Source organism: Paramesorhizobium salinisoli (assembly GCF_003335045.1).
In the GTDB taxonomy this organism is placed as follows: domain Bacteria; phylum Pseudomonadota; class Alphaproteobacteria; order Rhizobiales; family Rhizobiaceae; genus Paramesorhizobium; species Paramesorhizobium salinisoli.
On the sequence record NZ_QOZG01000002.1, the window covers coordinates 194,080 to 220,412 of the forward strand.

Consider the following 26,333-nt stretch of genomic DNA (forward strand, 5'->3'; position numbering starts at 1 on the left):
GCTGGCCTAAGCGCTTTCGCTTTCCAGATCGTCCCTTTCGCGGGCGGCCTGTGCGCTCCGCTCCGCGCCTTCGAAAATGACGAGCCGCATGGCGGCGCGGGCTGCTTCCGGATCCTGCGCCGCAATGGCATCGGCGATGGCGCGATGCTTCATGGCGGATGTGGCATGGAGCTGCGAATCCGGAATGGGCGAGGAAAGCGTGAATGCGGTGACGAGCGCCACCTCGATGAGGGCGCTCAAGGAGCGCATGAACGGATTGCCCGATGCTTCGGCAACCGTCAGATGGAATTGCAGATCGCTATAGACGAAGTCCTGCGCGGTATCGTTGCGATTGCCCATCCGATCCGCCCAGCGATAGAGCTCGGCAAGCTGACTTTGCGTGCGCCTTTGGGCGGCGAGCGCAGCTGCTTCCGGCTCGAGCGCCAGCCGCATTTCGGCAAGGCTCTCCATGAACTTCAGGTCAACGCCCGCCTCGAAATGCCAGATCAGGATATCGGAATCGAACAGGTTCCATTGCGAGCGCTCGCGCACCCGCGTCCCGATCTTGGCTTTGGGCTGGATCAACCCCTTGGCCGCAAGCGTCTTCAGGGCCTCGCGCAGGACTGTGCGCGAAACGCCGAAGCGTTCAAGAAGTTCGGCGTCGCCGGGCAGGATGCTGTTCTCGGCATAAAATCCCTTGACGATACCAAGCCCCAGATCATGCATGACATGCGCATGATGGGTGCGCGATTGCGCCGACGAGCTGAAATCATATTGGCCAAGCTGCATCTTGTTGGTTGTCACCCGGTGCTCCTTGCTATGGTACGCCCCGATATGCGCCTTTCCGACACAAACACAAGAACGCGCTGCAACGCAATGAACGCGAAAAGCAGTATTCCCACCACAATCTTGGTCCACCAGCTCGAAAGCGTGCCGTCGAAGACGATGTAGGTCTGGATAATGCCCTGGATGAGAACGCCGAAGAAGGTTCCCGCGACATAGCCTACGCCGCCGGTCAGAAGCGTTCCGCCGATGACCACGGCTGCGATCGTATCCAGCTCCACGCCGACGGCCGACAAGGAATAGCCGGCGGAGGTGTAGAGCGAGAAGACGATGCCGGCGAGACCGGAGAGGAAGCCTGACAGGGCATAGATGCCGATGGTGGTGCGCGCGACCGGGACCCCCATCAGCTCGGCTGAGGTGCGGTTGCCGCCGATGGCATAGACGTAGGAGCCGAACTTGGTGAAATGGGCGATGATGATGCCCGCTGCGAACACCGCCAGCATAAGCCCGCCGATGAAGGTCAACCTGCCGCCGCCCGGAAGGCGCCAGTAGAGCCCCTGCAAAGCGGTGTAGAAGGGATGGTTGATCGGTATCGACTGCGTCGTCAGGACGAAACAAAGCCCGCGCGCGAGGAACATGCCTGCCAGCGTGACGATGAAGGCGGGCACGTTGAGATAATGGATGATCGCGCCCATGGCCGCGCCGAAGACCGCCGCAAATGTTAGCGCGATGGCGAAGGCGGCCAGCGGATGCATGCCGTGATGGCTCACCAGAACGGCGATCAGGACGCCGGTGAAGGCGATGACCGAACCGACCGAAAGATCGATGCCGCCCGAAATGATTACCAAGGTCATGCCAACCGCCGCGATGCCGAGGAAGGCATTGTCCGTCAGGAGATTGCCGAGGACGCGCGTCGACAGCATGTTGGGAAATTGGATCACGCAGGCCGCATAGAGCAACACACAGATCAGCAGCGTGGCATAGAAAGGCAGAAGACGGGTGTTCATGGTCGGATTTCCTGCCGCTCTGTCGTGTTTCCGGGCGGCGGAACCGGCTTCAGCTCGCGCTTCAGGAATGTTCCGAAGCCCGAGGCCGAGGCGGATTGCGCCAGCAGGATCATGATGATGACGGCGGCTTTCAGGATGAGGTTATATTCCGGCGGGAAGCCCGAGATCAGGATGCCGGTGTTCATTGCCTGGATGATGATGGCGCCGAGGATCGACATCAGGATGCTGAAGCGGCCGCCAAGAAGCGAGGTGCCGCCGATCACGACGGCAAGGATGGCGTCGAGCTCCAGCCAGAGCCCGGCATTGTTGGCGTCCGCGCCACGGATATCGGCGGCAACGATGATGCCCGCCAGCCCCGCGCACAGGCCGCTGAAGCCATAGACGACAAAGATGATAAAGCGGCTGTTGATGCCGGAAAACGTGCTGGCGCTGCGATTGACGCCGATCGCCTCGATGAGGAGCCCGAGCGCGGTGCGCCGCACCAGCAGGATGGCGACGAGGCCGAGCACCGCCGCGAGAACGATAGGCATGGGAATGCCGAGGAAGGCGCCGGTACCGAAGAAGATCAGGCCGGGGTCGTTGAACGTGACGATGGTGCCCTCGGTGATGAGCTGGGCGATACCGCGCCCCGCCACCATCAATATCAGCGTGGCGACGATGGGCTGCAGGTCGAAGAAGGCGATGAGCAGGCCGTTCCACAAGCCGCAGAGGAGGCCGACACCGAGCGCCGCCAGGATGATGACCGCCAGCGGATAGCCCTCGACTGCCAGTGTCGCCGCAATCGCCCCCGAAACCGCCATGACCGCGCCGACCGAGAGATCGACTCCCTTGGAGGCGATGACGGCGGTCATGCCGATGGCGAGGATCACCACCGGCGCGCCACGATTGAGCACGTCGATCAAGCTGCCGAAGAGGCGGCCATCCTGAAGGCGGATGTCGAAGAAGCCGGGAAAGGATAAATAGCTGAAAAACAAAATGGCCGCCAGCGACAGGAGTTGCGGCATGGCCTTTCCGATGGGGCCGGACATGAAACCGTTCATTGTTTGGCCTCCATGGGCTCGTCCCCGAGGGGAGTATCTGCTGCGATAGTGCGCATGATTGTCGCCGCGTTGATGTCCTTGCCGGTCAGTTCCGCGGTGTGGACACGGTCGCGCAGCACGCGGACACGGCTCGAATAAGCGACGATCTCCTCGATCTCGGAGGAGATGACCAGCAACGCCATGCCATCGTCGCAGAGCCGGTTGATGAGCGTGATGATTTCCGCATGCGCACCGACATCGATGCCGCGCGTCGGCTCGTCGAGGATGAGGAAGCGCGGATTGGTGGCAAGCCAGCGGGCGAGGATGACCTTCTGCTGGTTGCCGCCGGAGAGAAATTTCACCGGCTTTTCCATGTCGGAGGTGCGGATATCGAGCGCCTTGATAAAGCGGTCGGCCAGTTCCGACTGCTCCCGGCTCGACAGGCGGCGGAGCCAGCCGCGCCGCGCCTGCAGCGCGAGCGCGATGTTCTCCCGCACGGAAAGGTCGCCGACGATACCGTCGGTCTTGCGGTCTTCGGGGCAGAGGCCGAAACCCGCCGCCACCGCCTCGCGCGGCGAAGACAGGCGGATCTCCTTGCCATCAACCGTGGCCTTGCCGCTATCGGGAACATCGATGCCGAAGAGAAGCCGCGCCGTTTCGGTGCGGCCAGATCCGAGAAGCCCGGCTACGCCAACCACTTCGCCCTCGCTGATATCGAGATCGAAAGGCGCGATGCTGCGCGATAGGCCGTAACCGCGAAAAGAGATTCGTCGTGCCGAGGCCGGCGGTGCGGTGCGGTGCGTCGTATGGGTGACCTCTGCAAGCGTGCGACCCAGCATCTTGGAAACGAGGTCGATCTTGCTCAGTTCTTTGGTCAGCGCCGTTCCCGCGAGCTTGCCGTTGCGCAGGATCGTCACGCGGTCGCTGACGGCGTAGACCTGGTCGAGGAAATGGGTGATGAAGACGATGCCCATCCCGCGCTCCTTGAGCTGGCGCATCACGGCGAAGAGCATTTCCGTCTCGTTCCGGTCGAGGCTGGCGGTCGGCTCGTCGAGGATCAGCACCTTGCCCGAGAGATCGACGGCGCGGGCAATCGCTATCAGCTGCTGCACCGCTACCGAATATTGCGCCAGATCGGCCGAGACATCGATATCCATGCCGTACTGGGCCAGCAGCGCACGGGCGCGCCTTTCCATCTCGCGGCGATCGACAAAGCCGAAGCGCTTGGGCTGGCGGCCAATGAAGAGATTTTCCGCCACCGACAGATTGGGCAGTAGATTGACCTCCTGATAGACGGTGCCGATGCCGAGATGCTGCGCCTGCAGCGTGTCGCGTACGCCGATCTCCCGACCTTCGAAGCGGATCACGCCGGAATCAGGCTGATGCACGCCGGTCAGAACCTTGATCAATGTCGATTTTCCGGCGCCATTTTCGCCGAGAAGCGCGTGGATTTCGCCTGCGCGAATATCGAAATCGACACCATCCAGCGCCTTGAATCCAAGAAACGACTTATGAATGTTTTCGACGCTCAGGAGCACATCGTCCTGCGGTGAGACGTTTGCCGTCATACTGCCGCTCCTCCTCTGTCCACTTCCCCATGGCTTGCAGCAGCCGTCCCCTGCCCCCCGGAGGGAACGGCTGCCACCAAACGAAGGACGAAGAGATTAGTAGCCGAGGCCCTTTTTCTCCTCATAGACCTTCATTGGATCGTCGGCCTGCGTGTAGAGCTTCGATTCGGTCTGGATCCATTTCGGCGGAGCTTTGCCGCTGTCCTTGAATTCCTTCAGCGCATCGAAAGCGGGACCGGCCATGTTCGGGGTCAGTTCGACCGTCGCATTGGCTTCGCCGTCGGCCATCGCCTTGAAGATATCCGGAACGGCGTCGATGGAGACGACCAGGATATCCTTGCCGGGCTTGAGGCCCGCTTCCTTGATGGCCTGGATCGCGCCGACGGCCATGTCGTCATTATGAGCGTAGAGCGCGCAGATGTCCTTGCCGCCGTTCTCCGCCTTGAGGAAGCCTTCCATCACTTCCTTGCCCTTGGAGCGTGTGAAATCGCCCGTCTGGCTGCGGACGATCTTCAGGTTTGCGTGGCCGGCAATGCCTTCCTCGAAGCCCTTCTTGCGGTTGATCGCGGGGCTCGAGCCAACGGTGCCTTGCAATTCGACGATATTGCAGGGCTTGTCGCCGATCGTCTTCACCAGCCAGTCGCCCGCGACCTTGCCTTCATGAACGGTGTCGGATGTGACAGCCGTCAAATAGAGGTCGGGATTTGCGGTCTCGATGGTCCGGTCGAGAAGAATAACCGGGATTTCGGCATCCTTGGCTTCTTCCAGAACCGCATCCCAGCCCGTCGCCACGACCGGAGCGACGAAAATGCCGTCCACGCCTTGAGCGATGAAGCCGCGAATGGCCTTGATCTGGTTTTCCTGCTTCTGCTGAGCATCGGCGATCTTGAGATCGACGCCGCGCTTTTCCGCTTCAATCTTGGTGACGGCGGTCTCCGCGGCGCGCCAGCCGGATTCCGATCCGATCTGCGAAAAACCGACCGTCAGGTCAGCAGCATTCGCGGCGCCGGCAAATGCAACCGCTGCGACCGTGCTCATCATCATGCGCTTCAAATACGACATTGTTTCCTCCCTTGTCGTTCACTGTCCGGACCAACGCACCGAGCCCAAAGCCGAAGTCGGCTTTCGCAAAACACGATGCGCAGATTCAATAACTTACAGCTCTCCTTTGCACGCTCCTGAAAACGTACGGCACTGTAATGTCCTCCCGAACTGTTCTAGTTATTATCATATAGTAATATAAATTGAAAAGACGCTATTTCAATTTTCCGCATGCAATTTACGGTACCCTTTGCGCTCTCGCGAAAAAACCGAAAGAATGGCGGAAAGAAAACAAAACGCGAAATGTGGGACGCAATCGCAATGAAAAAGACTGAATACGGACATCTGGCGGGCGGGCAGACGGTGCATGCGATCGATATCGGCGGGCCTGAGTTGCGCGCGCGCATCCTCACCTACGGGGCGACGCTGGCCGATTTGACCCTGCCAACCGAAAACGGCCCCCATTCAGTCGTCCTTGGCTTCGACCGACTCGAGGATTATCTGGCTCAGACGGCCTATGTCGGCGCGATCGCCGGGCGCTGCGCCAACCGCATCGCCGGGGGACGGTTTACGCTCGACGGGGTCGATCATCAGCTCAGCTTGAATGAGAACGGCCGCACACATCTTCATGGCGGCGTCGAGGGATTTTCCGCCAAGCTGTGGAGCATTGCGGACGCCGGGCCATCGTCGGTGACGCTGACACTCGTCTCGCCGCATGACGACGAGGGCTATCCGGGCGAAGTGCGCACGATCTGCCGCTACTCCATCGAGGGGATGACGCTGACGCTCGAACTTATCGCCGAGACCGACCGCCCTACCCTCGTCAATCTCGCGGGCCACGCCTATTTCAATCTCGACGGTTCCGATACGATCCTCGACCACAGGCTGACCATACCGGCGCAGGCCTATACGCCTGTCGACAACAACCTCATCCCGACCGGCGAAATCGCGCCCGTGGCCGGCACCATCTTCGATTTCAGCACGCCGCGCGCCATCCATTCCGGCAATGCCCACACTGGCTACGACCACAATTTCGTCCTCGCGATGGAGCCCGCGGCAACGCCCCGCCCCGCCGCAAGGCTGGAAGGCCCGCAAAGCGGCATCGAGATGGAAATCTGGACCACGGAACCCGGACTGCAATTCTACGACGGCAATTTCCTGCCGGTGCCGCAGCCCTTGCGCGGAGGACGGCAAGGCAAGCGCTTCGGCGGGCTATGCCTCGAGCCGCAACGCTTCCCAGACGCCATCCATCATCCGCATTTTCCCGGATCCGTGCTGCGCCCGGGAGAGATTTATCGGCAGGTGACGCAGTACGGGTTTAGCCTGGGAGATTGAGGGGGCTGCCAGATGTTGAGATGGTGCAGCGCGCTGCAACCCGACATCACCCCAGCTTCACCCTCGCAAACGCCACAGCCATGCGGGCCGCCAGATCGGCGTTGTTGAGCACAAGCGCGATATTGGCCTTGAGGCTCGCGCCTTTGGACAATTCGTTGATGCGGGAAAGCAGGAATGGGGTCAGCTCCTTGCGTTCAATGCCGCGCCTTGCCGCTTCGGCCACGGCCTCGGCGATCGTGCCGTCGATGAAGGCCGGGTCGAGCGCGTCCGTCTCGGGGATCGGGTTGGCGACGAGGATGCCGGTGCCTGAGCCCAATTGCGCGTGCAGGAGCATGGCCCTGGCGATCTCCTCCGGCGTATCCAGCCGGTGGTCGGCCTTGCAGCCGCTGGAGCGGGTGTAGAAGGCCGGGAAATCGTCGCTGCCATAGGCGATAACAGGCACGCGCTGGGTTTCCAGATATTCGAGCGTCTTGGGGATATCGAGGATCGACTTGACGCCGGCGCAGACGACGGTGGTTGCGGTCTGGCCGAGTTCGGTCAGGTCGGCTGAGATGTCGAATGTCGCCTCCGCGCCCCTGTGCACGCCGCCAACGCCGCCGGTGGCAAAGATGTCGATGCCAGCGAGGGCTGCGATCCGCATGGTGGCGGAAACGGTGGTGCCTGCGGAGCGGCCCTGCACCATGGCCGCCGCGAGGTCACGGCTCGATGCTTTCACCGCGTCCGTGGCCTGCGCCAGCCTCTCGATTTCCCGGTCGGCCAGCCCGACGCGGATCTTGCCCTCGACCACGGCCGTGGTTGCCGGAATTGCGCCATGGCTGCGGATCACGGCCTCCACTTTGCGCGCCATTTCCAGATTGGCGGGATAGGGCATGCCATGGGTGATGATGGTCGATTCAAGCGCCACGAGCGGCGCGCCGTCCGCTATCGCGGCCTTGACCTCTTCGGTCGGGTGGAGAAGCGGTGCGGTCATAGCGGAGTCCTTTCTGGGATTCGATGGAGATGAGCCGCGAGAAATTGCGGTGAAAGCAGCGGGTGAACGCTTGCCTTGTTCTCGGTCGTCAGCGTCGCCAGCAGCGAGCCGGTGCGCGCGCCATTGGCAAGATTTGCGCCGGTGAGAAGACTATAGAGCGTGCCCGCGATCATGGCGTCACCCGCGCCGGTCACATCGACCGGCTGGGCTGGAACGGCATCGATCCTTGCCATGCCTTCGGCGCCCGATACAAGCAGGCCTGCCGCGCCCATGGTCAGCACGACTTCGCAGATACCCCCCGCCCGCAGCCTGTCTGTCGCCTCTTCCGGCGAGAGGCGGGGTTCGTTTTCGTGACGGCCCAGCACCGCGTGGGCTTCATCCAGATTGAGGAAGAGAATATCAATGCCCGTCAGATCCTTCGGCAGCCGTCTGGCCTTGGGCGAAGACACCGTATCGATGGCGAGCCGGAAGCGCGCGCCTTGCTTGCGGGTGATCAGCGCCCGCAGCGTCTCATCAGGCAGATTGCAGTCGGCGAAGACCCAGCTGGCGGCGGCCAGATGCGGCCAGGCGCGATCGAGATGGGCGGGCTGAAACAGATCGAAAATGCCCATATCCGCGATGCCCAGCACCAGCTCATTCTCCATCCCCAATATGGCGGCATATTCAGCGGTCGGCGCTTCACCTGTGACGATGATCTGGCTGGTATCCACGCCAAGATCACGCAAATGGCGGATGATCGAGCGCCCCGTATCATCGTCGCCGACGATTGACACAAAGCTTGTCGTCACGCCGAGGCGGGCGAGATTTTCCGCCACGTTGCGCGCCACACCGCCAAAACTGCGGTGGCCATCCACCGGATTGGACGTAGCTGAGATCAGCGGCGCGCGGGCATGGTATTTGCGGTCAAATACGGCGCCGCCGAGAACGGCAATGCGCTTAGATGCGGGCAGAACATAGCCACGACCGAGGATATAGCCCTTCTGCACGAGCTGGACGACATGAGCCGCCACCGTCGAACGCGCCAGACCCAGCATGTTGGCGATATCCTGCTGCCCGGCGAAGGGATTGGCCGTTATGAGTTCCAGAACCGCACGCTCCTGCGCGCCAAGATCGTCCATGCCGCACCCGATCACCAACCATTGTCCTGCCGAGGCTTACCAACTTGTGACTACAGTATCAACATCTGTTTTCAAGGTGTTGCAGGGCGTTGCCATGGAAAAGCACGCTTCCAGGGCGTATATATGGTCATACTGCCCCGATCGCAGAAATGATCGAGGTGCGCTCATACTGTTGCCGGCAGCACTCCTCGCCGGATAGAATCTCGGATCAATCATGGCTGAAAACGAAGTGGGCTCGGTGACAGACGGCAGCGACAACCTTCCCGGCTCGGCATGCCGCGCCAGCGCCTGCGAGAAAAACCGCCCACTGATCAAGTTGCCGCTGCGGCACCGTCTTTCCAGCAAGTTGCTGCTCCTGACGGTCCTTTCCGTTCTTGTGGCGGAAGTGCTCATCTTCGTCCCTTCCATCGCCAGCATGCGGATGCGCTGGCTGACGACGCGGCTCGACACGGTGGCCGCCGCCAGTATCGTGCTGGCAGACAGCCAAAGCCCCGTCGTGCCGCGGGAGGTACAGGACAGCGTGCTCCTGGCGACCGGGACGAAGGCAATCGCGCTGCGTGAGAAAGGCGCCTCGCGCCTGCTCGCCATGTCGGAAATGCCGCAGACCATCGACCAGCATATCGACGTCTCCCACACCAGCGAGGCGGCGGCGATATGGGACGCCTTCGACACGCTCTTTACCGGAGGCAACCGCACATTGCGGGTCTACGGCCCGGCGGACGACAGCGGCAGGACCATCGAACTCGTGACATCCGACGAGCCGCTGCGTGAAGCCATGCTGCTCTATGCACGCAACGTCGCCTTGCTGTCCTTCGTCATTTCACTGATCGCCGCGAGCCTCGTCTACCTCGCCATCAACGAATTGCTGCTGCGCCCGGTGCGTCGCATGCACCGCAACATGATCAATTTCGCCCAGGCGCCCGACGATCCGACGCGCATCATCATTCCCGACAGCCGCCGGGACGAGTTGGGCGTGGCGCAGCGCCAGCTGGCGGCGATCCAGAGCGACTTGCAGCGCACATTCTCCGAACAGAAGCATCTCGCCGATCTCGGGCTGGCGGTTTCGAAGATCAACCACGACATGCGCAATATCCTCGCCTCCGCGCAGTTGATGTCCGATCATCTGGCCGATGCCAAGGACCCGATGGTGCAGCGTTTCGCGCCCAAGCTCATCCGCACGCTCAACAGGGCGATCAGCTATGCCGAAAGCGTCATCGCTTATGGCCGGGCCCAGGAGGCCCCGCCCAAGCAGCGCCGCGTCCTGCTCCACACCATCATCGCCGATGTCGAGGAAACGCTGTCCATCGAGCCCGACAGCGGCATAGAATTCCGCAATCTCGTGCCGTCGGATTTCGAGATGGATGCGGATACGGAGCAGTTCTTCCGCATTATCACCAATCTTTGCCGCAACGCCATTCAGGCGATGAGCGCGGACCGCCCCGGCGACGAGAGCGTCATCAAGCGCCTGACAGTCACGGCGGGACGGGTCGGCTCTGTCGCCATCATCGGCATCGAGGATACAGGGCCCGGCCTGCCGCAAAAGGCCCGAGACAATCTCTTCACCGCGTTTCGCGGCTCGACGCGCAGCGACGGCTCCGGCCTCGGCCTCGCCATCGCGCATGAACTGGTGCGCGCGCATGGCGGCACGATCGAATTGCGCGACGACCGGACATGCGGCACCCGATTCGAAATCCGCATTCCCGACATGCCGGTTTCTCTGGCCAACTGGCGCCGGCAAAAGGAAGCGGCAGAGGCAGGCAAGAGCGCCTGAGCCCGCTTGCGCGATGCGTCGGCACCGCAGCAATTCGGCTTTTCCACGCTTTCTGGAAGCGGCATTGCAGGACCATTCGTCGGCATGCGAGAAATTGCCCAACAGTTACAGTTTTTTGTCATAAGCGCTTGCAATTGGGAGCCGAACCCATTAGGAACCGCGCTGCGCTTGAAGCGCACAAGTGGCACGCGCCCGTAGCTCAGCTGGATAGAGCACCAGACTACGAATCTGGGGGTCAGAGGTTCGAATCCTTTCGGGCGCGCCATTCTCGAACAAAAGAGAGAACTGCCGGCGAGGTCGCTCCCAATCCTTGTGAGGCTGCTTTTGCGTGGGTCGCTTTCGACCCGCTGATTTTGATCTCCTTCTTCGTAACGCTTACCCCCTGCATGAGTATCCGTACATAGGCCTGCCGGAGTTCCGCGGAGCCTTTCACGAGCCGGTCGCGTAGCAATTGAGCAAACCGTTCGATTTTCTCCGGCGTGATTTCAGGCTCGCTGGATGATAGCGGCTCCTGAAGCTCCCTGATTTCGATAGCCAGTTCGTCTCGTTGCAGCTTGAGGCCAAGGAAGCGTTCCTTGAGGTTGGGATCTTCGGCCTCCATCGACAGTCGAGAACAACTTGAAAAAGTGGCGGGTATCATCTCCTTCAAGAGACTTCGACCAACCATCGCCAAAATTCACCTGACCTACTGCCGAACCGGAGGTGGATGCCCAAAGTTCGCCTTTTTCGTCAATGCAAAGCGGACATCGCAATGACGGATCTGCAGCTACAGTTGCGCCATTTTCGGACCGCGAAAATGAGGTTCGTGTTGGTCAGCTTCCAACAGTAAGCCGTCACCAATCGAGCCCGCTCAAGCAGCCCTGGTCCGCGGTTTTTCCAGTGTCTTTTGCATCCTGATGCAGCCGAAGCTCGATTGATCCGGGAATCTCAGTTCTGTCGCTTCTTCCGTTCGGTATCCGATCGCCTGGTATAGCGCGAAGCCGGAGAGCGTCGCTGTGAGGTGGAGCGTATCGACGCCATGTTCCCGCGCATCCCGTTCCGTTCGCATCATGATCGCCGATGCAACTCCGCGACGCGTGGCGGCGGGATCGACAAACACGCTGCGGACGGTCGCCATGCCGATAGGCGCTTCGGCCTCGGCAATCGCGTTGTGGTAGGGCGGGCGGGAACGTGTCCAGCCGCCGCTGCCGAGGATTGCGCCGCGATGGTCCTCGGCCATGAAGTAGTGGCCTTCCTCCACCACCGCGTCGTCCATCGTTCCAAACAGGGTGAGGAAGGTGGCGATCTCTCCGGCGGTGTAGAAGTCGCTGCCGAGAACCCACATGGAGCGCTCCTGCATGGCCCGTACCGCGGGGATGTCGGCCGGCCGAGCATGGCGGACGATGTAGCGGGATGAGGCTGTGTCGTTCAACATGTTTTTTCCTTTCGCGTGACGTGTTGGCGCTTGTGTTGATCGTGCGTGGCAGCCGGCCGTTGGCTGGCATCGAGGGACTGATCCGGTCGCGTGACGCGGCTAGAGGCGCATATCGAGGATTGGCCCGGCGTTGAGCCAGGCATAGGCGACGAGGATTGCCATCAGGATCAGCGCCGACAACGAAGCTATCGACAGCATGATCGCGATCGAATGAGTTTTGTGGGTCATCTGACAGTCCTTCTGCGATGCGCACGTGTTGGATTGGACGGGCCGCCGGAATCGGTTCCCGACGAGCCTCTTTCCGCAGGTTTCAGTCGCCGCCGAACTCGGCCTTAAAGTCTTCGAAGTTGATCTGCATGCCGTTGAGGATGGCGCTCCAGTGGCGGGTCAGCCCTGCCTGGGCCACGGCTTCCGCGATCTCCGCGTCCGTTGCACCCAGTTCGCGGGCAAACTTGCTGTCGAGCCAGATGCAGTAGCGGCACGGGATCTGCGCCGCCACAGCGACGTTGATCAGCGACTTGATCTTCGGATCGAGCGCGCCGGGTTCGACTTCCAGCGCCTTGGTCAACGCCCAGGCGGCGGCAATGCCTTGCTTGGGGTAGACCTTCATATATTCCGGCGTCACGCCGTAGACCGACTTGATATCCTCGTAGGTCTCCTCGATCGTTGGCTTGTCCTGGGCGGCGGCCGAGGCGATGCCGAAAGCAAGGGTGGAAACAGCGACCAGCGCCGCGGCAGATTTGATGAACTTCATGGGACTTCCTTTCGTTGTCGTGTTCGAAGGCGTAGAAGGTCGAGGCCCGGATCGCCTTCAGTCCGGGCCACGGGCTGTATTTCCGCTTAGGGAAAGAGCCTTGCTGATCGGCGGAAGAATACTGAGGGCGCCTTCCACCTATCCCCGGAAGATCCAGGGAATTGTCATATTCGGGCTACAGCCCGCGTACGCGGGCGGATCGGCGAGGTTGAAGCCCGATGTCCCTCAGGAGATGGTCGTTCAGTTCGGCGAGCGCGGCGCGCAGCTCGCGTTCGGCGTGATGGCACCTGCGCATTTCCCGCCAGCGTTCGAACAGGGTTTGCTGGGAAATCGGCATCGTTCAGGCTGCCTTCTGTTCAGCAGTCGCGTTTCCACGAGCGCGGCGCAGGAAAGACCGATTCACCGGGCTGTGAGGCCTCAGCGCGAGACGCTCGCTGGCGAGCGCATCGGCCATGTCGGTCATGCCGCCCCGCACCGTCACCTCGGTCAGCGTCCAGTCGATAATGTCGCGCTGTGCATGGCTGCCGCCGAACGAGTTGGCGATATGACGTGCGCCGTGCAGGCGGTCTGCTGCAGTCTGGTAGTCGCCACGCCAGAACGCGACGAACCCCTCGATAAGCGGGAGCGCGGTCTTGCGCCCCCACGCGTCGACTTCCGTCACGCCCTCGCCTGCGCGGAAGCCCGTGAGGAGACGTTCGGCATCCCTGGCCCGGCCAGCGCCGAGATAGGCCATCACAGCGTGCCAGTCGTTGAACGGATACGTTCGCCCGTCGGCATGGCTGTCCCAGGCCGCCGCCAGTTCCTGCCAGCGCTCTCCAACTTCGTGACCTGTCAGGTGCAGCCGCCAAAGCAAGGCCGAGGCGTCGACCATGTCGAGCGCGACGAGGCTGCGGTCCTGCCGGATCGGCCCGTCATAGAGCGCGAGCACCTCGTCGGCCTGGCCGAGTTCGAGATGGCAAAGTGCCCGGTGCCACCAATTGTGGACCTTGAAAAAGTTGTCGTCACCCGACCAATGCGGCTCGCGTGCGATCATCCAGCCAATACCGTCCTCGGCCCGTCCCTCCATCTCCATGACATGAGCGACGGCATGGTGTGCCCATGAGTCGAGAGGCTGAAGGTCTAGCGCGCGGCGACCTGTGTCCTCAGCCCGACCGTAATCGCCGGCCTCCTCGAGGCCGAACGCATGCATCCCCAGGAGGATGGAATGACCCGGAATGCCGTCCGACCATTTGGGCAACACGCGGGCAATACGGTCGCGCAGGCCGCGCGCACTGGCACGGTAGAAGTCCATCAGGTGACCCGATTGCAACGCCACAATGTCGTGCGGATGGTCTGCATTGTGCCGGTCGAGGGCAGTCGCCGCGGCGGTCCATTGCCCTTCCAGCAACAGGTCGAGAGCGGCGACGTGCGACGCTTCGCGTTCTGAGAACCGCAGTGTCTGCACCGTGGCAAGGATCGCCTTCGCCTCCCTCGTCGCCTCCGGCTCGGTCGCGAGACCGAACAGATGCGCCTTGAGGATATACGCCATGGCGAAGCCTGGCGCGATGGCGATTGCCTGGTCTACGAGACCGACCGGATCGCCGCGATAGATGTTGAAGGCCTCTACGGCCTGATTAAAAAACTCCACGGCCTCGGCCGTTGCGCCGGACAGCGTATTGCCTTGTGCATCCAAGTGCATCTTGTTCTACTCCTTGACTGGGTTAATCGCCGGGATCGCGGGTGAACTGGTTTGCAGAGTGCCGGCTCTACCGGTCTTGGTTGGTCTGCTGCATGCCCATGTTCCCGTCCAAGCGAGCTTCTGTGTTTCACTGACCTTTCGTGATACTTTCGTGCCCTTGGCACAGCGGGTGGGAAATAGACGTGGTGCAGCGGATGGGCACGAGGCAGAATGGCCGCAACCGTGCGAGATGAGCCAAAAACGGATGGGAGGAGGGATAATCGGTGCCGAAACGCGTCAGCATCGTGATCTTTCGGGAATGCGATCCGTCGATCATCTACGGCGTCTTCGACACGCTTTGGGCGGCGGGGAGATTCCTCAAGAACTCGGCCGGGGAGCCGCTCTTCGAGCCGCGCCTCGTCGCGGCCGAGCACGGGCCGCTCCAGCTCATCACAGGCGTCAGCGTTATTCCGCAGGATACTATCGACGATATCGGGCAGACGGACATCGTATTCGTGCCGAACGTAATCGTATTCACGCCCGAGGAACTTTACGCGCTCGACCGCCGGCTCATCGCGTGGGTCGCGAAGATGCACCGTGAGGGCGCTGTGATCTGCTCCGCCTGTGGTGGCTCTCTGGTGCTGGCCGCGGCCGGGCTCCTCTCCGGCCGCGAGACGACGACCCATTGGAGCCATGTGCCCGTGTTCCGTCGCGAGTTCCCGGACGTCCGGCTGCATGAGGACCGCATCCTGGTCCAGACCGGAGAGGGCCACAGCATCATCTCATGCGGCGGCGCCTCCTCGTGGCAGGACCTCTCGCTCCTCCTCATCGCCCGCTATGGCAGCGGGGAAGAGGCGATCCGTATCTCCAGATTGTTCCTCTACCAGTGGCACCGCGACGGGCAACTCCCCTACGCATCCATGGCCGTCAACGTCGTGCACGATGATGGCCTCGTCCTCAAGTGCCAGACCTGGCTCGCGGACAATTACGAACGTGCCGACGTCATCACCGGGGCGGCGCGCATATCGGGCTTGCCAAAGCGCACGTTCGACCGCCGCTTCAAGGCCGCCACCGGCTACTCGCCGCTCGCCTATGTCCAGGCGCTGCGCATCGAGGAGGCGAAGCAGATGCTCGAGACCGGCTCAGCCCCCGTCGATGCAGTCGGCCGCGAAGTCGGCTACGAGGACGCCTCCTCATTCAGCCGGCTGTTCCGGCGTCTGACAGGCATCTCTCCCGGCGAGTACCGTCGTCGGTTCCAAATCCCGGATTTCGCACGCGGATAGTTCGCTTCGGGAGGCCACTGGACCCCAAACTTTGGGGTTGTGAATCCTCCTGGGTCATGTCCTGACGAGCTCGATATCGATCATAGATCGTCGCAGCGGAACGGCAGCTTGGGGCTGGCCAGAAGCCCTCGGTTCCATTGGGTTGAATGACCGCAAACATCTTTTGGTTGCGAGAACCTGCCCGACCGCTCACAGCCCCCTTCACGCCGACGATCGGTAGCACACGGACGGCAGGTTTCGGGTAGCGGCAGCTGGCAACGGAACGACCCCAAAGGGGTCGACTGCGGAACGGCGGCTTTGTCCGTTTCTTGCCAGAACCGGTCGGTCCAGAATCGGCCCCCTTTACGCCATGAGCTTAGATTGCTGTTCGCGACCGATGACAGCTCTCATTTATAGGGCTATAGCGCAAACGTAGTTCTCATCTTCGCCCGCGACGGTGCGCCATTTATTTTAATTTGTCGACTGCCAAGCTATTTTGCCTTTTTGGCCACCAAGTTGCCTTTGGGTCAGGATTACTGTCTTTTCTCAGCCGCTCTAGCAACTGAGTCTGCCACGCGAACTTTGGTGTCTACGTCAACGGTCATATCGGCTTCCAGCACTGCAACCAGTTAAGGCGGAGATTTCGTAGCTGCGCCGGATATTGTCGCGTAATGGGTGGCAATGTTCGGGTCGGTCTGGAGGACAGTCTCTACATCGGCAAGGGCCAACTCGCGACGAGCAATGCAGAGCAGGTCGCCAAGATCAGGCGAATCCTGGGTGAATTGTCCCTTGAGATTGCCACGCCGGCCGAAGCGCGAGACCTTCTCAAGCTCACAGGGGGAGACGGGGTCGAGTTTTGAGCAACGGCGGCGGCATCATCATCTATGCAGGCGTGGCCCATCCGGGGATGTGCGACACGATGTCGGCATGTCGATGATGCGAGCTTTCAGCTGCTCGGCGCGTGGATGGGCCGAACGCTGACACGTCCAAGTTCGGGTGGGCCGATGTAAGGATGGAGATAGACCATATGCACGAGACAGCCGCTGGAACTCTGGTTGCCGTGCGGTCGCATGTCGAAAGGTGGGCAATTCCTCTCTCACTTACATGCATGTTTTCTGAGGCGCCCTCGACGATATCGTGCGCGCGCAATCGCGCATCATTTCGGTTCGGTTCGATCTCGTGGCCCGACGCAAGACGGAACTGAATGTCGAGACGAAAGTCCGTGCTGAGAGTCTGTTCCTTCCATCTCCCGCTTGACGACAATTCAGGCGGGTTCAATCTGCAGAATTCGTTACCTTGCGTCGCGTGTCCAACCACCCGTTTGCATGGCGGGTGATTGGACATTCCAGCGTCGGGAGACAGGTTCAGTGCAGGTTAACGGCCCGCCCATGGTGCGCGGCCTCTAAGAAGCTTGCCTGACCGCGGTTGTCCTTCTTTCGGGGCTATCACGGGGAGAGGCAAGGAGGCCGTAGGATTGTGGTCCAGGATCATTTCGCTCTTCTCGACACCAGCGGTGAATCCACGGGTAGGATCGCGATCCGGATTTTGATTGGCGGCGAGAGAAGCTCCCGTCGACAGGGCGAGGAGGGCGAAAGCCGTGAGAAGTTTGTTCATCGTTTTTTCCTTTTTTAGAAAGAGCGTATTACTGCTTACGATTGAACCTTATGCTGCCCCTGTCGCAGGAGTTTGCCCGAGTAGCATCGAAATGTACGCGAATGTACGTGGGAGCTTCGCACTTGCCGGATTTCACCCGCTTCGACAAATTTGGATACATCTTTTTTCGGCCGCCTATCCGTGCAGGCAGCGTCACGGCCGCACGGCCGGCGTCTCGACCGGCAGGCCGCGCGCCCGTTCGGCAAGGTAGAGTTCCAGGTCGACGAATTCGGGCGCACCGAAAGCGAAGGGCTCCGCCCTCACGCCGATCATGCAGTTGCGCAAGCGCCGCTGCAGCGATCCGACCATCTGCCACTCCAGCCGGTAGAGCGGATAACCGGTCGGGTGCGCCTGCGGGATGGCGCTGCCGCCGAGCCGTTTGCCCCAATTGTCGTCGTGGCAGGAAGCGCAGGAGAGATCGAGCTGGCCGATGCGGCTTTGGAACAGACGCCGGCCGTTTTCGCGGAACGGCGCAAGCCGGGGATCGTTCGCCGGTGTGACGGGCATGCCGCGCGATTGATGCGTCACATAGGTTGTCAGGGCGAGCAACGCGTCGGACTCTGGCGCCAGAGGCTCAGCCTGCTGCCGCTCCGTCCGGCAGGCATTGATACGCCCGGCCAGGTCGATCGGCCGGCCCGTCGCCTCGTCAAAGACAGGGTAGCGCACGGCAACGCCGGACATTGTCCGGGACGCATCGCCATGGCAGCCGGAGCAGGCGACATTCGCCCTTCCCTCCGGCTCCTGCCAGAGCTGCTCGCCCTGCAGTACCCACAGCATGCCAGGATTGCTGATGTCGTCGGCCTGCAGCGCCTGCGTCTCGGGCGTCATGAAATCGAAGCCGGAGCGCTTCTCGCCGACTTCGATGCCGCGGGCGGAGACAATGCCAAAAAAAGCGGATACACCAATGGCTGCAAGCCGCCAGAGCGTGCGCATCAGCTCACCGTGATCATGGCCGACGCCGTTTGCGTTGCCCCGGCGTCGTCGGTCCAGGTAAATTCGATCGTGCCGCTTGCCAGGGCGACAAGCGTGAAGGCGAAGAAGGGATTGGCCGACACTGCCGGATGGAGATCTGCCCGGAACACCTCCTCGCCATTATAAGTGCAGGCGAACCGGCGGATGATATCGCGGGGGATGTTGATGCCGTTCGGGCCGACGCGATAGCCGGTCTCCATCGGATGGGCGATCATCGCCCGGATTTCGACGGTCTCGCCTTGCTTGGCCTCCTTCGGCACGTTGACAAGCGCGCGCGCCATTACAAGAGATCCTCGATACAGGCGGCCAGCGTGACGATCGCGCTCGCCCTGCTCGACCAGAAGCTGCCGTCGCTCATCTCGGCGACCGCGACAACGACCTGAGAAGTCGCGAGCCGGATCCGCGTAGAGACGGTGGCGCGGCCCGAGCGCGGGCCTAGGTGGAAAACCACGACATTCGCCTCCGGGTTCTTCTCGTTGAAGATCGCGATGCGCCGGACATGATCGTCCGTGGTCATCGGGCTTTCGGCGGCGACCGTGATCCCGACGGCATTGCCGTTCTCGACCAGAGGCGGCAAGTCAAGCCGGACCCGGCCGTCGAGGACGGCAGCTCCGCCGGTGAAGGTGCGGATCGCTTCGTCCAGGCTCGGGCGGGCAACGGCCCAGCGCGGCAGGCTGATGACCAGAAGGCCGGTCATGCCGGTCCGGAGAAACTGCCGCCGTCCGACAAGGGCTCCCAGGGCTCCCATGGTTTCATCAACTCGAATCGGGTTTTCGCGCATAATCACCCTTTCAACGTCGCGAGATAGGCGACGATATCCTCGATATCGGCGCCGGTCAGGATCGGCTTGCTGCGCCAGGCAGTGGCGACGCGCCGGCTTTCCTCTTCCACGATCCGGTAATAGGAAGGCATGATCGTATTCGGCGCGAGCCGCTTCATGTCGACCACGCGCAGCCGGATCTGGCCTTCCGAAAGCCTTGTCCCGATGCCGGTCAGGTCGGGCGCCAGCGTGCCGTGCAGATGCGCATCAGGGAACGGCCCGCTATGGCAGAGCGTACAGAGGCTGCGCTGCCGATCAGCGATCAGCGCGGCGCCGCGCGCCGGATTACCCCTGGCGCCAACCAGTGGCTGCGTGATCGCATCGCCGCTGACGGCATAGGATCCCACCTCCTCGCCGGCAGAGGGCGAAGCCGCAAGCAGCAATCCGGTAAGAGCGAGGCCAACCATTCTCGTCATCCGAACACCTCTCGCGTGATCGTCCGGAACCAGTCTTCCGCGTAGGCGGCTTCCAGTTCGCGGACGGAGGATGGTGCCTCGAGCGGGCTGGTGCCGCCCGCACCCTCCACCTCGGCGAGCAGGCCGTCGCGCGGCTGGTAGACGCCGGCGATAGAAATGCCATAGCCGGGCGCGACCAGGCTGTAGCAGGTGTTGATGAGCTTCGGTTGCGCCGGCTGCCGCTCCCTGACCAGGGCGGCTACCGCCGCGGCGCAGGCCTTTGCCTGGGCGTTGGCGGTGAAGGCCGATTTCGGCATGGCTCCGCCGATCACCGCATCGCCAATGACATGGATCTCCGGCTGCAGGCGGGACTCGAAGGTGACCGGGTCGATCGGGCACCAGCCCGTCTGATCCGCGACACCGGCCAACTGCGCGATCCTGCCCGCGCGCTGCGGCGGGATCACGTTGGCGACATCGGCCCTGTGGCTGCCGAACTCGGTCACCAGCGTTCTCGTTGCCGGATCGATTTCCGTCACCCTGCCGCCCGAGGACAGGGGAACCCATTCAATCAGGCCGGGATAAAGCTCTTGCCACGCCGCCTCGAACAGTCGCTGCTTCGAAAAGGCGTCCTTGGCGTCGAGGATGATCAGCTTGGAGCGTGGCTTGCTGGTCTTGAGGTAATGGGCGATCAGGCTTGCCCGCTCGTAGGGACCGGGCGGGCAGCGGAACGGATTGGCAGGCGCGGAGAGAACAACCACCCCGCCGTCCGGCATCGCCGCGAGCTGATCGCGCAGCATTAGCGTCTGCGACCCGGCCTTCCACGCATGCGGCATGCTCTCCGCCGCCGCCTCGTCATAGCCCGGCAACGCGTCGAAGCGCAGCTCTATGCCGGGCGCCAGCACCAGCCTGGTGTAGTCGATATCCTCACCGTCATCGAGCCGAACGCGCCGGCGCTCGGCATCGACGGCGACGGCACGCCTGCGGATGAACTCGATATCGTCGAACTGATCATAGCTGAAGGTTTGGGCCTCGATGTCGCGCAGCCCTGCAAGCACGGCATTGCTGAAGGGACAGGCCACATAAGCGGCCTCCGGCTCAATCAGCGTCACGGCAAGGTCGCGGTCCAGCTGCTTCAACGCGCGCGCACAGCTTGCCCCGGCAAAGCCGCCGCCGACCACGACCACGCCGGGCCGCGCCTGCGCGCGGACATGCGGCGCGACAAGAACGGCCGCGGCGACGCTGGCCGCCGCGCCGCCGATCAGGGCTCTACGGTTTGGCATGGCGTGTGGCCTCCGGTTTGCCGAGCCATTCGGCGATAGCGCGCGTCTCTTCCTCGGTGTATCCCCGGGCGATGCGGCCCATGACCGTCGCCTCGCGTTCACCGGAACGGAAGGCTTGCATCTGGGCCACGATGTCGTCAGCCGCCCGGCCATCGAGCGAAGGGATGACCGAGCCGAGCGCCGCCGGCCCGTGACAGCCGGTGCACGCCGTCGCACCGGGCGGCGCAGCGTCAGCCCACGCAGTCGCGCTGGACACAAGCCCGGCAAGCAGCACGGGCAGCACGGGCAGAACGGGCGTCAACGATCGTCTACCGCGCCTGTTCTTCGTGTGCCTCATGTCATGCGAGGTCATGGTTCTTCAACGGCAGCGTGCGGATGCGCTTTCCGGTGGCGGCGAAGATCGCATTGAGGACGGCCGGCGCCGCGACAGCGATAGTCGGCTCGCCGACGCCGCCCCAGAAGCCGCCGGACGGCAGTATGATCGTCTCCACCTCCGGCATTTCAGCCATGCGCATAACTTCGTAGCTGTCGAAATTCTCCTGCTCCATACGGCCGCCATTCACGGTGCATTCGCCGTAAATGCAGGCGGAAAGACCATAGACGAAGGAACCCTCGACCTGCCGTTCGATTTGTGCGGGATTGACGACATGGCCCGGATCGGTAGCCGCCACGATACGATGGATCCTGAGTTGTCCATCAGTAACCGAAACCTCCGCCGCCGCCGCGACATAGCTGCCGAAACCCATGATCTGCGCCAGGCCGCGGTGAACGCCGTCGGCGGCCGGGGTGTTCCAGCCGATCCGTTCGGCAACCGCGTCCAGCACGGCGAGGTGCTTCGGGTGGTTGGCCATCAGCTTGCGTCGGAAGGCAAGCGGATCCACCCCTGCCTCGTGCGCGAGCTCATCCATGAAGCATTCGAGGTAGATGGCGTTCTGGTTGAGATTGACGCCCCGCCAGAAGCCGGGCGGGATCGGCGGGTTGCGCATGGCGTGGTCGACCAGGAGGTTCGGGATCGTATAACCGATGTGCCCTTCCGGGCTGGCGGCGGTGAGCCCCTGAAAGATGATGGGGTCCATGCCATCCTGCATGCGCTGCGGCATGACGGCTGCGAGGATCGACTGGCCGGAGATGCGCATGCGCAGCGCGGTCAGATTGCCATCGGCATCGAGCGCGCCCGTGAGCCTGCACTGCGTGATGGGGTGGTAGCGCCCCTGCAACATATCCTCCTCGCGCGACCAGATGAGCTTCACAGGCGTACCGGGGAGTTCCCTCGCAATTTGTACGGCTTGCGTGACATAATCCTGCATGCCACGCCGGCCGAAGCCGCCGCCGAGATGGATCTTGTGCACCTCGCATTGCTGTACCGGCAGGTCGGCGGCTTCGGCCGCTGCAGCAAGGCTTGCTTCGCCATTCTGGGTCGGCACCCATACTTCACAACGCTCCGGCGTATAGAGCGCCGTCGCGTTCATCGGCTCCATGGTCGCGTGGTTCTGGTAGGGGAAAGCGTAAGTCGCAGTGACCGTTCGGCCGGTGGACAGGGCAGTACCGGCATCACCTTGCGAGTTGCCGATGAAGGCATCATCGGCGCCCAGGCCTTCTTCAAGCATCGCGGCTATCGAGGCGCTGGTAACCTGCCTGTTGGGGCCTTCGTCCCACGTGACTGGCAGGGCATCCAGAGCGGTCTTCGCCCGCCACCACGTATCGGCGACCACTGCAACGGCGGTGTCGCCTACCTGAACGACGGTGCGCACGCCGGGCATGCCCGCGACCGCCGCCGCGTCGAAACTCTTCACCTTGCCGCCGAAATACGGGCAGGCCCGGATCGCCGCGTTGAGCATGTTTGGCAGCTTGAGATCGGTACCGTAGATTTGGCTGCCGTTGAGCTTGTCGGCGGTATCGAGCCGCGGCAGCGGCCTGCCGGCTATGGTCCAGTCCTTCGGATCCTTCAACGTAACATTGGCGGGTGGCGTCATCTGCGCGGCGGCGGCAGCCAATTGTCCATAAGAGGCGGTACGATCCGATGCTGCATGCGTGACAACGCCCTTCGTCGCGGTGCATTCGCTGGCCGGCACCTTCCATTCGGCGGCCGCGGCGGCGATCAGCATCTCCCGCGCGACCGCTCCGCCCATACGCACATAGTCGTGCGACTCGCGGATGCCGCGGCTACCGCCGGTGGAGAAATTGCCCCACACCCGGTCACGCGCGAGGTTCTTGGCCGGCGACGGATATTCGGTCGTGACCTTGGACCAGTCGCAATTCAATTCCTCGGCGACGAGTTGCGCCAGGCCGGTCAGCGTCCCCTGCCCCATCTCGGAGCGGGCTATGCGGACGACTACCGTGTCATCCGGCCTGATCACCACCCAGGCATTGACCTCCGGAACCTCTGGCGTCGTCCCTGCGCCCTCGGCAAGTGCAGGCTTGATGAACGGCAGGTTGAACCCAATGGACAGGCCTCCGGCCGTGGAGGCCACGCCTATCATGAAGTTGCGGCGGGAAATGGAAATGATCGCGTTCATGAATAGTCTCCTCAACCGCGTTGGGTGGCTTCACCGCCATTGGCGGCCAGCTTGATCGCGGCGCGCACCCTGTTGTAGGTGCCGCAGCGGCAGATATTGGTGATCTCGTTGTTGATATCCTCGTCCGAGGGGTTCGGATTCTGCGTGAGCAGACCCGCCGCAGCCATGATCATGCCGGCCTGGCAATAGCCGCATTGCGGCACGTCGAGCTGCAGCCATGCCTGCTGGAGCGGATGCGAGCTGTCTGGCGAAAGCCCCTCGATCGTGGTGATTTGCTGGTCGGGCCCAACCGCGCTCACCGGAAGCACGCAGGAGCGCGTGGCGGCGCCGTCTATATGAACGGTGCAGGCTCCGCAGGCAGCAACTCCGCAACCATATTTCGTCCCGGTAAGCCCGATCTGCTCGCGGATCACCCACAGCAGCGGCGTGTCCGGATCGACCTCGATCTCATGTGGGGTGCTGTTGATGATCAATCTGGCCATTGTGCAATCCTCCGATCAAAGGCTGGCGAGGATCGCCTCCGGATCCTGCGCGACATGGTCTGGCAGCAGAGACCGACCGTCCCGGCTAGCGACCAGGCCAAGCTAGCCGGAAGCTGTCGCAGAACCTTGTCCCAATTTCCGGTAGTTTATCGCAAGCTGTCACAGGCGCAGCGCTCTGATACACTTCGTTACATTTCTCACGTTTTGTTGATGTCGCGCGAGATTGCCGCCATGGCGCGGAAGATGATCATCTGTATAGACGCCAACTGGATATCGTCGATACTGGCCAACTATTTGGTTGGTGGCTTTGGAGCATGACATGGAAGTGGCGCAGCACATCGCGGTCGTGGACGACCACAGGGATATTCGCGATCTCCTGGCAAAATACCTCACCCAGCAGGGTTATCGCGTCAGCGTCGCCGACAGCACGGCCGCGCTCAAGCGGCTGCTCGACCGCAGCTTGCCCGACCTCATCGTCCTCGACGTCATGATGCCTGGCGAGGACGGCATTGCCGCCTGCCGCTACGTGCGTGGGGCGGTGGATGTTCCGATCATCTTCCTCACCGCCATGGCCGAGGAAATCGACCGGATCGTGGGCCTTGAGATCGGAGCCGACGACTATCTCACCAAGCCGTTCAATCCGCGGGAACTGCTGGCGCGGATCAAGGCCGTGCTCAGGCGTGTCCATAGCCTGCCGCCGCAGCGCGGCCGTCTCAAGTCGAACGCATTCCGGTTCGACCGTTGGACGTTGAATGTCGGCCGTCGCGAGTTGGTCGGGCTCGATGGCGTAGCGGTCGCGCTCAGCACGGCTGAGTTCCGGCTTCTCACCGCCTTCATCGAGCATGTCGGTATCGTGCTCAGCCGGGATCAACTGCTCGACCTGACCGTCGGGCGCACCGCCGACGGTTTCGACCGCGCCGTCGACAACCAGGTGAGCCGGCTGCGCAAGAAGATCGAGGCGGATGCGAAGAGACCGATGCTGATCAAGACGCACTGGGGCGGCGGCTATTGCTTCACTGCGGAGGTGGCCCAGGCATGATGCTGTTGTGGAGACGCAGCCTGGCCGCCCGCTTTCTCATGCTGGTGCTGCTTGCGCTTGCGCTGTCGCAGGCGATCACCTTTCTGATCTCGTGGGACGAGCGCGGACAAGCACTGCACGCGGCGGCCAAGGGCGAGTTCGTCAGCCGTACGTCCTCGCTTGCGCTCCTGCTGGACACGACGCCCCCCTCGCTCCGGCCTGACATCCTCAACGTCAGCGGCACGGCCTATACGCGCTTCTGGACCTCGGCCGACGGGCCGAACAATCCCCTCGCCTGGCAAAAGGAGGCCCTGACGCAGCTCGCCAAACCGCTTCCCGGCATTGCCGGCAAATATGCCGCCTACATGAACGGAAAGGCCTCGACCGCGGTCGATGCCGCCGATCCTTCCGTGCCGCCGCGCATGGTGAATCTATCCGGCAATGGCAGACCCTTCTCGCGGCCAGCCAAGTTTCTTTACATGGACGCCGCCCCAAATGGCATGGGTCTTTCCGTCCGCCTCGATGACAGCACCTGGCTGAACGCCGCGTACGCCAAGGCAATGCCCAACGCATTCTGGACAACGCAATCGGCCATATCGCTGGCGCTCACCGCACTCATCCTGTCCGCCATAGCGATTTTCGGGGCGCAGGCCATAGCGCGTCCGCTGCGACGGCTCGCCAATGCCGCTGAACTGTTCGGCCGCGGCGAAGCCGTGCCGCGGCTGCCGGAATCAGGGCCGGACGATATTCGCCTGACCGCCGAGGCGTTCAATCGCATGCAGGAGCGCCTGCAGCGCTTCGTCGAGGACCGCACACGCATGCTGGCGGCGATCAGCCACGATTTGCGCACGCCGCTGACTTCGCTCCGACTGCGCGCGGAGTTTGTCCAGGATCACGACCTCCAAGAAAAGATGCTGAAGACCATCGAGGAGATCCAGACGATGACGGAAGCGGCGCTCGCCTTTGCGCGTGAAGACGCCGCAGTAGAGGAAACGCGGACTGTCGATCTTTCGGCGCTCGTTGGCAGTCTCTGCGACGATCTGGCGGAGCTGGGCCAAAACGTCACCGTCAGCGACGGGCCCAAGGTGCTTTATCGCTGCCGGCCGGACTCGCTGCGCCGGGCGATCCGCAACCTCGTCGAAAACGGGGTCCGCTATGGCGAGCGGGCAAAAGTGAGCCTGGTCAGGAGCGCCGACAGCCTGGACATCGTTGTCGAGGATGCCGGACCCGGTATTCCGCAGAGCAACATGGAACAGGTATTCGCCCCGTTCTTCCGCCTGGAGCGGTCGCGTAACCGGGAGACCGGCGGCGTCGGGCTCGGCCTGTCAATTGCCCGCGCCATCGCCCGCCACCACGGCGGAGATATCGTGCTGGAAAACCGAAGCAAAGGCCTTCGCGCGATCATCAGGCTGCCGCTGATCGACATGACCAAGCAGCTTGCCCCCGCGCCTGTGCCCGAGACGACCCCTCCGGCCGGACTACGATCCTTGCCGGTTTGACCGAAACCCTTCCCGTGATC

General features: G+C 62.5%; 28 protein-coding genes and 1 tRNA gene. 7 read left to right on the forward strand and 22 right to left on the reverse strand.

Going from position 1 to position 26,333, the window contains the following annotated elements; translation table 11 throughout:
* Positions 1 to 6 precede the first annotated feature (6 nt).
* From DUT91_RS04455 to ytfQ, 5 genes are all read right to left on the reverse strand, one after another.
* Complete coding sequence (locus DUT91_RS04455; RefSeq protein ID WP_114439630.1) at positions 7 to 768, reverse strand: FadR/GntR family transcriptional regulator; 762 nt, start codon at positions 766 to 768, stop codon at positions 7 to 9.
* Positions 769 to 779: 11 nt separating this feature from the next.
* Positions 780 to 1,769: a galactofuranose ABC transporter, permease protein YjfF gene (gene yjfF, locus DUT91_RS04460; RefSeq protein ID WP_114439177.1), complete on the reverse strand. Its 990-nt coding sequence runs from the start codon at positions 1,767 to 1,769 to the stop codon at positions 780 to 782.
* Entirely contained in the window at positions 1,766 to 2,809 is a 1,044-nt protein-coding gene (locus DUT91_RS04465; protein WP_114439178.1) for an ABC transporter permease, read from the reverse strand. Before DUT91_RS04465 ends, yjfF begins: the two co-directional genes overlap by 4 nt.
* Positions 2,806 to 4,356: a galactofuranose ABC transporter, ATP-binding protein YtfR gene (ytfR, locus tag DUT91_RS04470; protein ID WP_114439179.1), complete on the reverse strand. Its 1,551-nt coding sequence runs from the start codon at positions 4,354 to 4,356 to the stop codon at positions 2,806 to 2,808. The genes DUT91_RS04465 and ytfR overlap by 4 nt, the downstream gene beginning before the upstream one ends.
* Positions 4,357 to 4,452: 96 nt before the next feature.
* Positions 4,453 to 5,418 carry a galactofuranose ABC transporter, galactofuranose-binding protein YtfQ gene (ytfQ, locus tag DUT91_RS04475; RefSeq protein ID WP_114439180.1) on the reverse strand — a complete coding sequence of 322 codons (966 nt, stop codon included), beginning with the start codon at positions 5,416 to 5,418 and terminating at the stop codon, positions 4,453 to 4,455.
* A gap of 300 nt (positions 5,419 to 5,718) precedes the next feature.
* On the opposite strand from ytfQ, the gene DUT91_RS04480 reads away from it, so the two are divergent.
* The gene (locus tag DUT91_RS04480; protein WP_114439631.1) at positions 5,719 to 6,732 is read left to right on the forward strand and encodes an aldose epimerase family protein; all 1,014 of its coding nucleotides are present in this window, start codon (positions 5,719 to 5,721) and stop codon (positions 6,730 to 6,732) included.
* Between the two features lie 46 nt (positions 6,733 to 6,778).
* Here DUT91_RS04480 and DUT91_RS04485 read toward each other — a convergent pair whose 3' ends face one another.
* The gene (locus tag DUT91_RS04485) at positions 6,779 to 7,702 is read right to left on the reverse strand and encodes a pseudouridine-5'-phosphate glycosidase (RefSeq protein WP_114439181.1); all 924 of its coding nucleotides are present in this window, start codon (positions 7,700 to 7,702) and stop codon (positions 6,779 to 6,781) included.
* Positions 7,699 to 8,820, reverse strand: a complete 1,122-nt coding sequence (locus tag DUT91_RS04490) for a carbohydrate kinase (RefSeq protein ID WP_114439182.1) — start codon at positions 8,818 to 8,820, stop codon at positions 7,699 to 7,701. Before DUT91_RS04490 ends, DUT91_RS04485 begins: the two co-directional genes overlap by 4 nt.
* A 214-nt stretch (positions 8,821 to 9,034) precedes the next feature.
* On the opposite strand from DUT91_RS04490, the gene DUT91_RS04495 reads away from it, so the two are divergent.
* Positions 9,035 to 10,591, forward strand: a complete 1,557-nt coding sequence (locus tag DUT91_RS04495; RefSeq protein ID WP_114439183.1) for a sensor histidine kinase — start codon at positions 9,035 to 9,037, stop codon at positions 10,589 to 10,591.
* 188 nt (positions 10,592 to 10,779) lie between these two features.
* Positions 10,780 to 10,856: transfer RNA gene (locus DUT91_RS04500), tRNA-Arg, on the forward strand.
* Here DUT91_RS04500 and DUT91_RS04505 read toward each other — a convergent pair.
* From DUT91_RS04505 to DUT91_RS04525, 6 genes are all read right to left on the reverse strand, one after another.
* On the reverse strand, positions 10,827 to 11,240 hold the full coding sequence (locus DUT91_RS04505; RefSeq protein ID WP_147272155.1) for a hypothetical protein: 414 nt from the start codon (positions 11,238 to 11,240) through the stop codon (positions 10,827 to 10,829). The two genes, DUT91_RS04500 and DUT91_RS04505, sit on opposite strands and share 30 nt — an antisense overlap.
* 201 nt (positions 11,241 to 11,441) lie before the next feature.
* On the reverse strand, positions 11,442 to 12,005 hold the full coding sequence (locus DUT91_RS04510) for a GNAT family N-acetyltransferase (protein WP_114439185.1): 564 nt from the start codon (positions 12,003 to 12,005) through the stop codon (positions 11,442 to 11,444).
* Positions 12,006 to 12,104: 99 nt separating this feature from the next.
* Positions 12,105 to 12,233 (reverse strand): hypothetical protein, encoded by a 129-nt coding sequence (locus DUT91_RS27160; RefSeq protein ID WP_281032592.1) that lies wholly within the window; start codon positions 12,231 to 12,233, stop codon positions 12,105 to 12,107.
* An 82-nt stretch (positions 12,234 to 12,315) separates the two neighbouring features.
* On the reverse strand, positions 12,316 to 12,759 hold the full coding sequence (locus DUT91_RS04515) for a carboxymuconolactone decarboxylase family protein (protein ID WP_114439186.1): 444 nt from the start codon (positions 12,757 to 12,759) through the stop codon (positions 12,316 to 12,318).
* A 175-nt stretch (positions 12,760 to 12,934) separates the two neighbouring features.
* The gene (locus DUT91_RS27370) at positions 12,935 to 13,096 is read right to left on the reverse strand and encodes a YjiS-like domain-containing protein (protein ID WP_114439187.1); all 162 of its coding nucleotides are present in this window, start codon (positions 13,094 to 13,096) and stop codon (positions 12,935 to 12,937) included.
* 3 nt (positions 13,097 to 13,099) lie between these two features.
* A complete protein-coding gene (locus DUT91_RS04525) occupies positions 13,100 to 14,437 on the reverse strand; it encodes a tetratricopeptide repeat protein (protein WP_114439188.1) in 1,338 nt (445 codons plus the stop codon).
* Positions 14,438 to 14,700: 263 nt separating this feature from the next.
* On the opposite strand from DUT91_RS04525, the gene DUT91_RS04530 reads away from it, so the two are divergent.
* Positions 14,701 to 15,699 (forward strand): GlxA family transcriptional regulator, encoded by a 999-nt coding sequence (locus DUT91_RS04530; protein WP_114439189.1) that lies wholly within the window; start codon positions 14,701 to 14,703, stop codon positions 15,697 to 15,699.
* A 584-nt stretch (positions 15,700 to 16,283) separates the two neighbouring features.
* Entirely contained in the window at positions 16,284 to 16,538 is a 255-nt protein-coding gene (locus DUT91_RS04535) for a 3-keto-5-aminohexanoate cleavage protein (RefSeq protein ID WP_281032599.1), read from the forward strand.
* A 514-nt stretch (positions 16,539 to 17,052) separates the two neighbouring features.
* On the opposite strand, the gene DUT91_RS04545 is transcribed toward DUT91_RS04535, so the two are convergent.
* The 9 genes from DUT91_RS04545 to DUT91_RS04585 form a co-directional block, all read right to left on the reverse strand.
* A complete protein-coding gene (locus tag DUT91_RS04545) occupies positions 17,053 to 17,292 on the reverse strand; it encodes a hypothetical protein (protein WP_114439190.1) in 240 nt (79 codons plus the stop codon).
* Between the two features lie 192 nt (positions 17,293 to 17,484).
* Positions 17,485 to 18,264, reverse strand: a complete 780-nt coding sequence (gene soxA, locus DUT91_RS04550) for a sulfur oxidation c-type cytochrome SoxA (RefSeq protein WP_114439191.1) — start codon at positions 18,262 to 18,264, stop codon at positions 17,485 to 17,487.
* Positions 18,264 to 18,584 (reverse strand): thiosulfate oxidation carrier complex protein SoxZ, encoded by a 321-nt coding sequence (gene soxZ, locus DUT91_RS04555; RefSeq protein ID WP_114439192.1) that lies wholly within the window; start codon positions 18,582 to 18,584, stop codon positions 18,264 to 18,266. Before soxZ ends, soxA begins: the two co-directional genes overlap by 1 nt.
* Positions 18,584 to 19,051: a SoxY-related AACIE arm protein gene (locus DUT91_RS04560; RefSeq protein WP_114439632.1), complete on the reverse strand. Its 468-nt coding sequence runs from the start codon at positions 19,049 to 19,051 to the stop codon at positions 18,584 to 18,586. The genes soxZ and DUT91_RS04560 overlap by 1 nt, the downstream gene beginning before the upstream one ends.
* Before the next feature lie 35 nt (positions 19,052 to 19,086).
* Positions 19,087 to 19,539 carry a sulfur oxidation c-type cytochrome SoxX gene (gene soxX, locus DUT91_RS04565; protein ID WP_342634440.1) on the reverse strand — a complete coding sequence of 151 codons (453 nt, stop codon included), beginning with the start codon at positions 19,537 to 19,539 and terminating at the stop codon, positions 19,087 to 19,089.
* On the reverse strand, positions 19,536 to 20,798 hold the full coding sequence (locus DUT91_RS04570) for an NAD(P)/FAD-dependent oxidoreductase (protein ID WP_200834900.1): 1,263 nt from the start codon (positions 20,796 to 20,798) through the stop codon (positions 19,536 to 19,538). Before DUT91_RS04570 ends, soxX begins: the two co-directional genes overlap by 4 nt.
* Positions 20,785 to 21,150 carry a c-type cytochrome gene (locus DUT91_RS04575; RefSeq protein WP_245419550.1) on the reverse strand — a complete coding sequence of 122 codons (366 nt, stop codon included), beginning with the start codon at positions 21,148 to 21,150 and terminating at the stop codon, positions 20,785 to 20,787. Before DUT91_RS04575 ends, DUT91_RS04570 begins: the two co-directional genes overlap by 14 nt.
* Positions 21,137 to 23,314, reverse strand: coding sequence for a xanthine dehydrogenase family protein molybdopterin-binding subunit (locus DUT91_RS04580; protein ID WP_114439194.1), 2,178 nt, complete (start codon positions 23,312 to 23,314; stop codon positions 21,137 to 21,139). The genes DUT91_RS04575 and DUT91_RS04580 overlap by 14 nt, the downstream gene beginning before the upstream one ends.
* An 11-nt stretch (positions 23,315 to 23,325) precedes the next feature.
* The gene (locus DUT91_RS04585) at positions 23,326 to 23,796 is read right to left on the reverse strand and encodes a (2Fe-2S)-binding protein (protein ID WP_114439195.1); all 471 of its coding nucleotides are present in this window, start codon (positions 23,794 to 23,796) and stop codon (positions 23,326 to 23,328) included.
* A 319-nt stretch (positions 23,797 to 24,115) separates the two neighbouring features.
* Here DUT91_RS04585 and DUT91_RS04595 point away from each other — a divergent pair, with 319 nt between their 5' ends.
* Both DUT91_RS04595 and DUT91_RS04600 read left to right on the forward strand, forming a co-directional pair.
* On the forward strand, positions 24,116 to 24,835 hold the full coding sequence (locus DUT91_RS04595; RefSeq protein WP_114439197.1) for a response regulator: 720 nt from the start codon (positions 24,116 to 24,118) through the stop codon (positions 24,833 to 24,835).
* Positions 24,832 to 26,313: an ATP-binding protein gene (locus DUT91_RS04600; protein WP_114439198.1), complete on the forward strand. Its 1,482-nt coding sequence runs from the start codon at positions 24,832 to 24,834 to the stop codon at positions 26,311 to 26,313. The genes DUT91_RS04595 and DUT91_RS04600 overlap by 4 nt, the downstream gene beginning before the upstream one ends.
* The last annotated feature ends 20 nt before the right edge of the window (positions 26,314 to 26,333 follow it).